The organism is Pseudescherichia sp. (assembly GCF_031998825.1).
Taxonomy (GTDB): Bacteria; Pseudomonadota; Gammaproteobacteria; order Enterobacterales; family Enterobacteriaceae; genus Pseudescherichia.
Genome location: NZ_DAMACX010000015.1, coordinates 1 through 12,865, shown reverse-complemented (window position 1 = coordinate 12,865; position 12,865 = coordinate 1). Strand labels below are relative to the sequence as shown.

Sequence of the window (12,865 nt, the reverse complement as noted above, 5' to 3'; positions counted from 1 at the left end):
TCGCATCAGGGTATAGCATTGCAGGGGTTTAGCCTACGCGTTTCACCTCGCCCACCAGCAGGATATAGGAGAGCGCGCCGAGCAGCGCCACGGCAGAGATATAGACCAGCGCCGGAGCAAAACCATAATCCTGCGCCAGATAACCCACCACCAGCGGCACGGTGATGCCGCCGAGGCCACCGACAAAGTTAAACATGCCGCCGGTAAGGCCAATCAGACGCATCGGCGCAAGGGAGGAGACCAGCGACCAGGTAATGGACGCAAAACCATTGCCGAAGAACGCAATCGCCATCAGGGTCATAATCCACACCGGATCGTTGGTGTAGTTGGCTCCCATAATGCAGGTGGAGATCAGCAGCCCGCAGATAATCGGCGTTTTACGCGCTGCGCCGAGGGAGAAGCCTTTTTTCACCAGCTTATCGGCCAGCCAGCCGGAGAGCAGCACGCCAACGAAAGCGGCGAGGAACGGCACGGTGGTCATAAAGCCCGCCTTCAGCGCGGTGATGCCCTTCTCCTGGGTCAGATAGTTCGGGAACCAGGTGAGGAAGAACCACAGCGTGGAAGTTACAGCGAACTGACCGAGATAGACACCCACCAGTTTGCGGTTGAATACCAGCTTCCAGTCCGCCTTAGTCAGAGGCTGACGCGCCTCTTTTTTAACCGGGGCATCGCCATCCACCAGACCACCGCCATCACGAATGTAGTCCAGCTCCGCAGTGCTGATACCTTTGGTCAGGCGCGGCGGCTGATAGACTTTCAGCCAGATCAGTGACCAGATAATGCCTATGCCGCCGGTGATGATAAACACCCAGTGCCAGCTCAGCATCTCCTGGATCCAGATCAGCATCGGCGTCAGGAACGCCAGGCCCACAAACTGTCCGGAGGTGTAAAAGCCCACCGCCGAAGCGCGCTCATGCTCCGGGAACCAGCTGGTCACCATCCGGTTGTTGGTTGGGAAGGCCGGGGCCTCAAACACGCCGGTTATCGCACGCAGGCCAATCAGCGACATCAAGCCGGTAGCAAAGCCCTGGAACAGGGTCGCAACCGACCAGCCCATGATGGCGATAAAGTAGGTCAGGCGCGAACCAACGCGATCAAGGAACCAGCCGCCAGGGATCTGACACAGGGTATAGAGCCACGCAAAGGCAGAGAAGACGTAGCCCATCTCCGCTTTGGTGATGCCAAACTCCTCCTGAATATGGGCTGACGCCACCGCAAGGTTGGCGCGGTCAACGTAGCAAATCACTACGGTAACAAAGATCATGAACAGCGTCAGATAACGACGACGTCCGGGTTTTGCAGCAGTAACTGAAATATCCATCGTAATCTGTCTCCAGATTTTGGGCATAGCGAGGCCGCTCACCATGCCCTGTAAATTACAGAGGGTGTGTTTGTTATATTTAAATATTTGCCCGGTGGCGCTGCGCTTACCGGGCCTACGGAGTGGTGATTACCACTCCGCTACAGAGCCGTCTTCATGGCGCCACAGCGGATTACGCCAGTCGGTCACGTCTTTACTGCGGGCAATAACCTGCTCTTCGTCAATCTCTACGCCCAGGCCTGGCTTCATCAGCGGTTTGAAGAAGCCGCCTTCCATGTTGAAGTCCTCTTTGTTTTTCACAAAGTCGAGCAGCTCCGCACCCTGGTTGTAGTGAATGCCCATGCTCTGCTCCTGGAACACCGCGTTGTGGGAGACAAAGTCCACGTGCAGGCAGGCTGCCAGCGCAATCGGGCCAAGCGGGCAGTGCGGAGCCAGCGCCACGTCGTACGCTTCCGCCATGCCAGCGATTTTGTAGCACTCGGTGATGCCCCCGGCGTGGGAGAGATCGGGCTGGAGAATGGCCAGGCCGCCCGCTTCCAGCACGCGCTTGAACTCGAAGCGTGAGAACATACGCTCCCCGGCGGCAATCGGAATATGGGTCTGCGCGGCCAGCTTCGGATAGTATTCCGCCTGCTCGGCCAGCACCGGCTCTTCAATAAACAGCGGACGGTACGGCTCCAGCTCTTTAATTAAAATTTTCGCCATCGGCGCGCTGACGCGGCCGTGGAAATCGAGGCCAAATTCAATCTTATTGCCAAAGGCTTCACGGATCTGCGCGGCGGTATTTACCGCGGCTTCGACTTTACGGAAGTCGTCGATAATTGCCAGCTCTTCGCAGCCGTTTAATTTAAAGGTATCGAAGCCAATTTCGCGCAGCTTACTAATTCCGTTGATCGCGTCCGCCGGGCGATCGCCGCCCACCCAGCTGTAAGCCTTAATTTTATCGCGCACCAGGCCACCCATCAGCTGCCAGACCGGTGCATTCAGTACTTTACCCTTGATATCCCAAAGCGCCTGGTCAATACCGGCAATGGCGCTCATCAGGATCGGGCCGCCACGGTAGAAGCCCGCGCGGTACATCACCTGCCACAGGTCGTTGATACGGGAAGGGTCCTGGCCAATCAGGTATTCGCCCAGCTCGTGAACGGCCGCTTCAACGGTACGCGCCCGGCCTTCGATCACCGGTTCACCCCAGCCCACTACGCCTTCGTCGGTTTCGATTTTCAGGAACATCCAACGCGGAGGTAAACGGTAGGTGGTTAATTTAGTAATTTTCATTGCACTGCCTCTCGATACGCTTTTACAAATGCGGCTGCCTGCTGCGCGGTGCGCTCCACGGATTGCCCGGCACGGTAGAGATCGCTGCCCAGTCCGGCACCGGCACAGCCTGCCTTGATCCACTGGGCCAGGTTATCCGGCGTGACGCCACCGACGGCGAAGACCGGGATCTCCGGTGGAAGCACGGCCTTCAGCGCTTTGATGTAGTCCGGACCAAACGCAGAAGACGGGAATATCTTCAGCGACTGAGCACCGGCCTCAATCGCCGTAAAGGCTTCGGTCGCCGTCGCACAGCCAGGGCTGACCGCCATGCCGTACGCCACCGCCCGGCGGATAATTTCCGGATTAATGTTGGGGGTCACCAGCAGAGTGCAGCCCATTTCGGCGAGCGTATCGACCTGCTCGGGCTTTAATACCGTGCCCGCGCCAATTAACGCTTTGTCGCTAAAGGCTTTCACCATCGCCGGAATGCTCTCTTCCCAGCGCGGGGAGTTGAGCGGAATTTCGACCGCTTCAAACCCGGCGTCAATTACCGCCGCCACGTGGGCGTGCGCCTCTTCCGGCGTGATGCCGCGCAGAATTGCGATCAGCGGGAGTTTATTTTGCCACTGCATGAGCGATGCTCCTTATACCTGCCTGAAATGCGTCGTCGCCGCGTAGCGCCTGCGTATCGTGGCCCAGCAGGGCAAACGCCTGCTGATAGCGCGCGGTCAGCGACGGGTTGGCGACGAGAGTGATGGTCTGCTGCGGCGCGATCCAGGCTTTCATACTCGCCACTTCGCTGCCAATCAGCAGGCCGGAAAGAAATTCGCTCACCTGTTCTCGCGCAAGCGTGCCGAGCACGTGGGAAGCGCGGACTTCAAACAGGCGAGGCAGCAGATCGGGGGCATCAAGACCGCGGGTTAAACCAGCGGTAAAGGCGTCCGGAGAGGCAATCTGCTCAGGCAGGCCCGCACCCACCAGCGTATGGTTGAGCAGCACATGGTGCAGCTCGCCGGTCATCACGGTACGGAAATCACTTACCTGCTCGCTATCTGCCAGCACCCATTTGCAGTGGGTACCGGGCATGACGTAAACCTGGGCAGGCTGAAGATCGCGCGCGCCGAGCAGCTGGGTCTCTTCGCCGCGCATCACATTGTGGTTATCGTCCCGGTTGACGCAGAGGCCGGGAACGATCCAGATGTTGTCGGCAACGGCGGTGAGCTGCTGGCCAATATCGTCAAAGCGGGCCGGGCAAGGCAGATAGGGGACGTTAACCCAGCCGGCATTGCTGCCGACCATGCCTGCCATCACCACCGGGATGTTTTCCCGATCCCAGCCCTCGGTGATCTCCGCTAATACCGCCTCGAATGTCCGCCCGTTCAGGCGGGTTACGCCCGCTTCGGACTGCCTGCTCTCCAGGCACTCATCGCCCTGATAGAGCCAGGCGCGAAGATTGGTGGAGCCCCAGTCGATGGCGATATAGCGTGATGTCATGTTATTTCCTTGAGCCTTTGGGTTGAGCTGGCGATCATGGTGAGTGCCGCCTGCTCTGCTGCATCGCCGTCCTGATGCCGGATCGCATCAAACAGCGCCTTATGTTCCTGAAGCGTCTTCGGCATGTTGGCCTCATCACCGCGCCAGGTCTGTTCAAATACCGCCCGCTGCAGGGAGCCAATCGCCACCGTCAGCTGCTGGAGGACCGGGTTGTGCACCGACTGCAGCACGGCGTCGTGATAGCGGATATCCGCTTCGTTGAACGCCTCCCGGTTCTGGTTATTGGCGATCATGTCGTTGAGCGCCGCCTCAATCTGTGCCAGGTCGCTGGAGGTAGCTCGCTCGGCCGCCCAGCGGGCAATGGCCGGTTCCACCAGGTTACGTACCTCGCTCATCGCGCTAATCAGCCGTGGGTCGTAGTCGTTCTCCAGCACCCACTGCAGCACCTCGGTATCGAGGTAGTTCCACTGGTTGCGTGCCGCCACAAACGCCCCGCGATAGCGCTTCATCTCAATGAGCCGCTTCGCCATTAGGGAGCGAAAGACCTCCCGGATAATGTTGCGCGAGGTCTCAAACTCTTCGCACAGGTCAGTCTCGGAAGGCAGCCCTGCGCCAGGGACATATTTACCGCTGACAATCTGCCGCCCGAGGGTGGCGATGATGCGGTCCGTTTTGGTAATGGTCATCTCAGATCCTTTAAGGAGTTGCTTTACCACTACTTTATCCCCGTTGGCGTAAAAATCCGCACTATTGAAGTACAAATATGCGAGCCATTCGTCATACCTTGAGCCGATAGTAGTACAATCACTTTAGGTTGTACTACAATCCAGATCACAAAAACGACAAGTGGTGAATAAAATGTGAAAAGCGGGTGACAATAAAAAAACCCGCAGCGAGGTGCGGGCTTGTGACAGGCGGGAAAAGCTAAATTTAGTTCAGGACAAACTTCTCGATAGCGTAAGCCACGCCGTCTTCAATGTTGGTTTTGGTCACGAAGTTGGCGACCTCTTTCACCGACGGGATGGCATTGTCCATGGCAACGCCCATACCGGCATACTCCAGCATGGCGATGTCGTTCTCCTGATCGCCAATCGCCATGATCTCTTCCGGCTTGATGTTCAGCGCATCGGCCAGAGATTTCACGCCGGTGCCTTTGGTGACGCTTTTATTAAGGATCTCCAGGAAGTAAGGCGCGCTTTTCAGCACGGTGTACTTCTCTTTTACCTCGGCCGGAATGCGGGATATTGCCTGGTCGAGGATCGCCGGCTCGTCAATCATCATCACCTTCAGCAGCTTGATGGCCGGATCCATCTTCTCGGCCTCGCAGAACACCAGCGGAATAGTGGCAACGTAGGACTCGTGCACCGTGTAGTAGCTGATGTCACGGTTGGCGGTATAGAGCGTGTTGCGATCGAGAGCGTGGAAGTGCGAGCCAACCTCGCGGGAGAGCTGCTCGAGGTAGCGGTAGTCGTCATAGCTGAGCGTGGTTTGCGCCACGGTGCTGCCGTCGCTGGCTTTCTGCACCAGCGCGCCGTTATAGGTGATGCAGTAGTCACCCGGCCTGTCCATATGCAGCTCTTTCAGGTAGGTGTGCACGCCAGCGTAGGGACGCCCGGTCGTCAGCACCACGTTGACCCCACGCTCGCGCGCATTTTTAACGGCAGGTGAAATGGTATGGTCCGGCAGCAGCAAGGTGCCGTCCATGTCGATTGCAATGAGTTTGATAGCCATGGGTTCCCCAGCGTAAAAGAGTTAACTCTTATGCTAGCGTGATTCTGCTCAAAAGACAGTAAGCGCGTCGGGGGAAAAGGGGGACAGGAGCGGGGCGATATATTCCCCATTTGCAGATTTTGTCGCCCCGGCAGCAGTGTGCCGCCGGGGAACAAACCGATTAGATATCGATATTTGCCGCTTTCAGGGCGTTCTCTTCGATAAACGCACGACGCGGTTCAACGGCGTCGCCCATCAGGGTGGTAAAGAGCTGATCGGCGGCAATCGCATCCTTCACGGTCACGCGCAGCATGCGGCGGCTCTCCGGATCCATGGTGGTTTCCCACAGCTGCTCCGGGTTCATCTCGCCCAGCCCTTTATAGCGCTGAATAGCAAGGCCCCGACGGGACTCTTTCACCAGCCACTCCAGCGCCTGCTCGAAGCTGGCAATCGGCTGACGGCGTTCGCCACGTTCGATAAAGGCATCCTCTTCGATCAGGCCGCGCAGCTTCTCACCCAGCGTGCACAGACGACGATATTCGCCACCGATGATGAACTCATGATCCAGCGGATAGTCGGTATCCACACCGTGAGTACGCACGCGAATAACTGGCTCGAACTGTTTCAGCTCAGCGTCTTCACGGATGTCGTACTTCCAGGTGCTGCCGTGCACGTCGTTTTCGTTCAGCGTGGTAATCAGCGCAGAGACCCAACGGGTCACTTTTGCTTCGTCTGTGAGATCGGCCTCTTCCAGCGTCGGCTGGTAGACAAGCTCTTTCAGCAGCGCGCGCGGGAAACGACGCTCCATGCGGTTAATCATTTTCTGCGTGGCGTTGTACTCGGAGACCATCTTCTCCAGCGCCTCACCGGCCAGCGCAGGTGCGCCTTCGGTGGTGTGCAGGGTAGCGCCATCCAGCGCGATGGAGATCTGATACTGATCCATCGCGTCGTCATCTTTGATGTACTGCTCCTGCTTGCCCTTTTTCACCTTGTAGAGCGGCGGCTGAGCAATGTACACGTGACCACGCTCAATGATCTCCGGCATCTGGCGGTAGAAGAAGGTCAGCAGCAGCGTACGGATGTGCGAGCCATCAACGTCCGCATCGGTCATGATGATGATGCTGTGGTAGCGCAGCTTGTCCGGGTTGTACTCGTCACGGCCAATGCCGCAGCCCAGGGCGGTGATCAGCGTCGCCACTTCCTGAGAGGCCAGCATCTTGTCGAAACGGGCTTTCTCAACGTTAAGGATTTTACCCTTCAGCGGCAGGATAGCCTGGTTCTTACGGTTACGGCCCTGCTTCGCCGAGCCGCCCGCCGAGTCCCCTTCCACCAGGTAGAGTTCAGAGTGGGCCGGGTCGCGCTCCTGACAGTCCGCCAGCTTGCCCGGCAGGCCAGCGAGATCCAGCGCGCCTTTGCGGCGGGTCATCTCACGGGCACGACGTGCCGCTTCACGGGCGCGGGCCGCGTCAATAATTTTACCGACCACGATTTTGGCATCGGAAGGATTCTCCAGCAGGTATTCGGAGAGCAGCTCGTTCATCTGCTGTTCAACCGCCGATTTCACCTCAGAGGAGACCAGTTTATCTTTGGTCTGGGAGGAGAACTTCGGATCCGGCACCTTCACCGAGACCACGGCGATCAGGCCTTCACGGGCGTCATCACCGGTGGCGCTAACCTTGGCTTTCTTGCTGTAGCCCTCTTTGTCCATGTAGGCGTTCAGGGTACGGGTCATCGCCGCACGGAAGCCCGCAAGGTGGGTACCGCCGTCGCGCTGCGGAATGTTGTTGGTAAAGCAGTAGATGTTTTCCTGGAAGCCGTCGTTCCACTGCAGGGCCACTTCCACGCCAATCCCATCTTTTTCGGTAGAGAAGTAGAAGATGCTCGGGTGGATCGGCGTTTTGTTTTTGTTGAGGTACTCAACAAACGCCTTGATGCCGCCCTCGTAGTGGAAGTGATCCTCTTTGCCATCGCGCTTATCCACCAGACGAATAGAGACGCCGGAGTTCAGGAACGACAACTCGCGCAGGCGCTTGGCCAGGATCTCATACTCAAATTCGGTGACGTTGGTGAAGGTCTCAAGGCTAGGCCAGAAACGCACCACGGTACCGGTGACGTCAGTATCGCCGGTGATCGCCAGCGGCGCCTGCGGCACGCCGTGCACGTAGGTCTGCTGGTGCACTTTGCCTTCGCGGCGGATCAGCAGCTCGAGCTTCTGCGACAGGGCGTTAACCACAGAAACGCCCACGCCGTGCAGGCCGCCGGACACTTTATAGGAGTTATCATCAAATTTACCGCCTGCGTGCAGCACGGTCATGATAACTTCGGCAGCAGAGACACCCTCTTCCGGGTGAATACCGGTGGGGATCCCACGGCCATCATCCGAGACCGACACGGAGTTATCGGCGTGGATCGTCACGACGATATCTTTACAGTGACCCGCGAGCGCCTCGTCGATAGCGTTATCTACCACCTCAAATACCATATGGTGCAGGCCGGTACCGTCATCCGTGTCGCCGATATACATACCCGGGCGCTTACGCACCGCATCCAGCCCTTTCAGGACTTTGATACTGGAGGAGTCATAAGAATTCGACATCAACGTTTCTCGCTCAATTTGTCTTGGATTAGTCTGCTATTTTACCCTTTTCCACGGTGAACATCTTCGAATTTTTGTCCGACATGTCCATTACGTGTTCAGCGCTAATTGCGCTGACAAAGACCTGTGACTGGGTAGCTTTTAAGCGGCTGGCCAGCAGCGCGCGCCGCCTGTCATCAAGCTCTGAGGCAAAATCATCTATCAGGTATAAACAGCGCCGCCCGCTCTCGCGGGTCAGGAACTCCCCCTGCGCCAGGCGCAGGGCGCACATTAGCAGCTTTAGCTGCCCGCGGGAGAGGGTATCCTCTACCGGTGCGCCGTCGGCACGAATGCGGAAATCCGCCTTGTGCGGGCCGTGGGCGGTGTAGGTCAACGCCCTGTCACGCTCAAAGCTACGCGCCAGCACCTCGCCGTAGTCGGCCTCTTTCTCCCAGCCGCGCTGGAAAGAGAAGCTTAGAGAGAACTCCGGCAGGAACTGCTTACAGGTGTCCGCCATGTCCTGGGCGATGGCGGTGCTGTAGTCGGCCCGCCAGCGGCTGATCTGCTCCGCCAGCGGGATCAGCTCTTTGTCCCATGGACGGAGCTGGGAATATTGCGTCACCTGGCGCAGGGCGGCATTGCGCTGCTTCAGGAGCCGCTTGAGGTTGCTCCAGGCGGTGAAGAACCCGGCTTCGTTATGAAAGCATCCCCAGTCGAGGAAGGCTCTTCTGTATTTGGGGCCGCCGTTGAGTAAAGTAAACCCCTCCGGCGTAATCAGCTGCATCGGCATCAGCAGCGCCAGCTCAGCCACCTTGTGGCCGTCGGTGCCGTCAATGCGGACGGTGCTGTCCCCGTGCTTATCTTTGGTCAGGCCGATGGAGGTTTCACGCTCTTCGCCCTGTAAACGACCGTGCAGGATAAACGACTCCTGCTCGTGGCGAATGACGCGACCAATCTGCAAGCTGCGAAACGCCCGGCCGTGGCCGAGCGTATAGATCGCCTCCAGCACGCTGGTCTTGCCGCTGCCGTTAGCGCCAACCAGGAAGTTAAAGCCGGGGGAGAGAGCAAGATCCGCGCTTTCGATATTGCGAAAGTCGCGGATCAACAGGCGGGTGAGCGACATTACAGTCTCATTGGCATGACAACGTAGGCTGCCGACTGTGATGCGGCATCTTCAATCTGCACGCTCGAAACCGAATCAGTCAGCAGAATACGCACGTTTTCGCACTTCAGCGCGTTCAGCACGTCCAGCACGTAGCTGACGTTAAAGCCGATCTCCATCTCCGTCCCGGCATAGGTGACGTCGAGGATCTCTTCGGCCTCTTCCTGCTCCGGGTTGTTCGCGGTGATCTTGAGCTGGTTTTCGCTAACATAGAGACGCACGCCACGGAACTTCTCGTTAGAGAGGATAGCGGCGCGGGCAAAGGCCTGCTTGAGGATATCGCAGCCAGCGTCGAGATGCTTATCCGGGTTCTTCGGCAGCACGCGGCGGTAGTCCGGGAAGCGACCATCTACCAGCTTGGAGGTGAAGATAAAGTCGCCCACGTGCGCACGGATGTTATTGCTGCCGATCTGCACGCGCAGCGGCGTCTCACCGCCGTCGAGCATACGCATCAGCTCAATCACGCCTTTACGCGGCACGATCACCGAATGGTTTGGCAGCGTCACGCCAATAGGCATTGAGCACACGGCCAGACGGTGGCCATCGGTCGCCACGGTGCGCAGCTCTTCGCCTTCGGTCTCAAACAGCATACCGTTCAGGTAGTAACGCACGTCCTGATGGGCCATCGAGAACTGGGTCGCCTCGATCAGGCGCTTCATGGTCGCCTGCGGCAGGGTGAACTCTACTTCACTCTGCCAGTCGTCGAGGTTCGGGAAGTCCGCTGCTGGCAAGGTAGACAGCGAGAAGCGGCTGCGCCCGGAGCGCACCAGCATCCGGTCACCCTCCAGCTGCACGGCGATCTCTGCGCCTTCCGGCAGACCGCGGCAAATATCAAAGAATTTGCGCGCCGGGACGGTAGTTGCGCCTGGCTCATGCGGCTGGGCCAGCACGACGCGGGCAACCATCTCCATCTCCAGATCGGTACCGGTGAGGGACAGCGTGCCATCAGCCACCTGCAGAAGCAGGTTGCCCAGGATCGGCAGCGTAGGACGGCCACCCAGCGGGCCACTGACCTGCTGAAGCGGTTTTAATAGGTGTTCACGTTCAACGGTAAATTTCATAGCATCACGACGATAGAGTTCGGATTAAATTGGAGAAATCTTCTTTGATATCATGGCTCTCTTCACGCAGCTGCTCGATCTTACGGCAGGCGTGGAGCACGGTCGTATGGTCGCGGCCGCCAAACGCATCGCCGATCTCCGGCAGGCTGTGGTTGGTCAGCTCTTTGGCCAGCGCCATCGCCATCTGGCGCGGACGCGCTACCGAGCGGGATCGGCGCTTGGAGAGCAGATCCGCCACTTTAATTTTGTAGTACTCCGCCACCGTCTTTTGAATATTGTCGATGGTGACCAGCTTTTCCTGGAGCGCCAGCAGATCGCGCAGCGCTTCACGAACGAAATCGATGGTGATGGCGCGGCCGGTGAAGTTGGCGTTGGCGATCACGCGATTCAGCGCCCCTTCCAGCTCACGCACGTTGGAGCGCAGACGCTTGGCAATAAAGAACGCCACCTCGCCCGGCAGACGAATGTCGTTCTCGTCAGCCTTTTTCATCAGGATCGCTACGCGAGTTTCCAGCTCTGGCGGCTCGATCGCCACGGTCAGTCCCCAGCCAAAGCGCGACTTCAGACGATCCTCAACGCCGTTGATCTCTTTTGGATAACGATCCGAGGTGAGGATGATCTGTTGGTTGCCTTCCAGCAGGGCGTTGAAGGTGTGGAAAAACTCCTCCTGGGAGCGCTCTTTATTGGCAAAGAACTGGATGTCATCGATCAGCAGGGCGTCTACGGAGCGGTAGTAGCGTTTGAACTCCTCGATGGCGTTGTTCTGCAGGGCTTTTACCATGTCCTGGACAAAACGCTCGGAGTGCATATAGACCACTTTAGCATTGGGCTTGCGCGCCACGATGCCGTTACCTACCGCGTGCAGCAGGTGCGTCTTACCGAGGCCCGTGCCACCGTAGAGAAACAGCGGGTTATACGCTCCGCCTGGGTTATCGGCCACCTGGCGAGCCGCCGCGCGGGCCAGCTGGTTCGATTTACCTTCGACGAAGTTATCAAACGTGTGTTTAACGTTAACGTTAGAGCGGTAGGTAGGCTCAGCCGGGGCGGGAACGTTGTCCCAGCTTGAGCGCGACGCAGGGGCGACGCGAGGCATCTGCACCGCCGCCACCTGGGCAGGCGCAGCAACGCTTGCCGGCTCCTTTAGGGTATGGGCGACCGGCCGGGTACCCACTTCAAAGCGCAGCTGTGGCGTATCCGAGCCACAGAACTCATTCAGCAGTCCGTTGATATTATTGAGGTACTTGTCCCTGACCCAATCGAGTACAAAACGGTTTGGCGCATACAAAGCCAGCGTGTTGTCACTCAGTTCCGCCTGCAACGGGCGGATCCACATACTGAATTCTGTGGCTGGTAACTCATCCTGCAGTCGGGCAAGACACTGCTGCCAAAGCGAAAGTGACACGGCGGACTCCACTCGAACAAAAGTCGATAATAAAAGACGAAAGCTGAAATTAATGATTGTAGACACACGTCGAAAAGACCCCTGAAGGGTGACGTGCGAACCGCTATTTGCGGTTTTTTGCCCCGATCCGGATCCAGGTACAAAGGATCGGGACCGCGGATCATAACGTAAACCGCCGAAGAGATCTTCTGTTTCTCACAGATTCTTCACGATTTATCCACAGGACGATCCGAATCGGCTAAGTGTAAACGATCCTGGCGCCGGTGCGGCACGATTTAGGCCGCATATTGGAAAAATTAATGAGGATCGATAAAAATTTACGTAAAGGATCTGATGTAGATCCTGGAGGATCCTTGCGCTTTGGCCCTCAGCCCGTATAATCCTCCACCCGGCGCGCGCTGCTCGATTTCTTGCGTCGACTATCGTCTACTTTTCATGCGAAAACGGTGGAATTTAGGCGGTATATAAGGAAAGAGAATTGACTCCGGAGTGTACAATTATTACAATCCGGCCTCTTTAATCATCAACACTGAGGCGTAAGACGTTGGCACTGCCCAGCGGACCGACGCGAAATTCAGTGAATTCATTCAAGTTTAGGTAGAAATCGCCATGAAACGCACTTTTCAACCGTCTGTACTGAAGCGCAACCGTTCTCACGGCTTCCGTGCTCGTATGGCTACTAAAAATGGTCGTCAGGTTCTGGCACGTCGTCGTGCTAAAGGCCGCGCTCGTCTGACCGTTTCCAAGTAATAAAGCTAACCCTGAGTGGTTAAGCTCGCATTTCCCAGGGAGTTACGCTTGTTAACTCCCAATCATTTCACATTCGTCTTCCAGCAGCCACAACGGGCTGGCACGCCGCAAATCACCATCCTCGGCCGCC

The 12,865-nt window shown here is 57.6% G+C and carries 11 protein-coding genes and 1 pseudogene; 2 read left to right on the top strand and 10 right to left on the bottom strand.

Features of this window, described 5'->3' with window-relative positions; translation table 11 throughout:
- Positions 1-28: 28 nt before the first annotated feature.
- The 10 genes from RTP97_RS09175 to dnaA form a co-directional block, all read right to left on the bottom strand.
- Entirely contained in the window at positions 29-1,366 is a 1,338-nt protein-coding gene (locus RTP97_RS09175) for an MFS transporter (protein WP_312412858.1), read from the bottom strand.
- Between the two features lie 84 nt (positions 1,367-1,450).
- The gene (dgoD, locus tag RTP97_RS09170; RefSeq protein ID WP_312412856.1) at positions 1,451-2,599 is read right to left on the bottom strand and encodes a galactonate dehydratase; all 1,149 of its coding nucleotides are present in this window, start codon (positions 2,597-2,599) and stop codon (positions 1,451-1,453) included.
- Positions 2,596-3,213 carry a 2-dehydro-3-deoxy-6-phosphogalactonate aldolase gene (locus RTP97_RS09165; RefSeq protein ID WP_312412853.1) on the bottom strand — a complete coding sequence of 206 codons (618 nt, stop codon included), beginning with the start codon at positions 3,211-3,213 and terminating at the stop codon, positions 2,596-2,598. Before RTP97_RS09165 ends, dgoD begins: the two co-directional genes overlap by 4 nt.
- On the bottom strand, positions 3,197-4,075 hold the full coding sequence (locus RTP97_RS09160; RefSeq protein WP_312412851.1) for a 2-dehydro-3-deoxygalactonokinase: 879 nt from the start codon (positions 4,073-4,075) through the stop codon (positions 3,197-3,199). The genes RTP97_RS09165 and RTP97_RS09160 overlap by 17 nt, the downstream gene beginning before the upstream one ends.
- Entirely contained in the window at positions 4,072-4,761 is a 690-nt protein-coding gene (gene dgoR, locus RTP97_RS09155; RefSeq protein ID WP_103820568.1) for a D-galactonate utilization transcriptional regulator DgoR, read from the bottom strand. Before dgoR ends, RTP97_RS09160 begins: the two co-directional genes overlap by 4 nt.
- Positions 4,762-5,005: 244 nt before the next feature.
- On the bottom strand, positions 5,006-5,806 hold the full coding sequence (yidA, locus tag RTP97_RS09150; RefSeq protein ID WP_312412849.1) for a sugar-phosphatase: 801 nt from the start codon (positions 5,804-5,806) through the stop codon (positions 5,006-5,008).
- Positions 5,807-5,966: 160 nt separating this feature from the next.
- Positions 5,967-8,381, bottom strand: a complete 2,415-nt coding sequence (gene gyrB / locus RTP97_RS09145) for a DNA topoisomerase (ATP-hydrolyzing) subunit B (RefSeq protein WP_312412847.1) — start codon at positions 8,379-8,381, stop codon at positions 5,967-5,969.
- 28 nt (positions 8,382-8,409) lie between these two features.
- Positions 8,410-9,483, bottom strand: a complete 1,074-nt coding sequence (recF, locus tag RTP97_RS09140) for a DNA replication/repair protein RecF (RefSeq protein WP_312211647.1) — start codon at positions 9,481-9,483, stop codon at positions 8,410-8,412.
- The gene (gene dnaN, locus RTP97_RS09135) at positions 9,483-10,583 is read right to left on the bottom strand and encodes a DNA polymerase III subunit beta (RefSeq protein WP_312412845.1); all 1,101 of its coding nucleotides are present in this window, start codon (positions 10,581-10,583) and stop codon (positions 9,483-9,485) included. Before dnaN ends, recF begins: the two co-directional genes overlap by 1 nt.
- Positions 10,584-10,587: 4 nt before the next feature.
- Positions 10,588-11,985, bottom strand: coding sequence for a chromosomal replication initiator protein DnaA (gene dnaA, locus RTP97_RS09130; protein WP_042393469.1), 1,398 nt, complete (start codon positions 11,983-11,985; stop codon positions 10,588-10,590).
- Positions 11,986-12,594: 609 nt separating this feature from the next.
- Here dnaA and rpmH point away from each other — a divergent pair.
- Positions 12,595-12,735: a 50S ribosomal protein L34 gene (gene rpmH / locus RTP97_RS09125; RefSeq protein ID WP_000831330.1), complete on the top strand. Its 141-nt coding sequence runs from the start codon at positions 12,595-12,597 to the stop codon at positions 12,733-12,735.
- 15 nt (positions 12,736-12,750) lie between these two features.
- Positions 12,751-12,865, top strand: a pseudogene (gene rnpA, locus RTP97_RS09120) (ribonuclease P protein component); the annotation flags it as partial.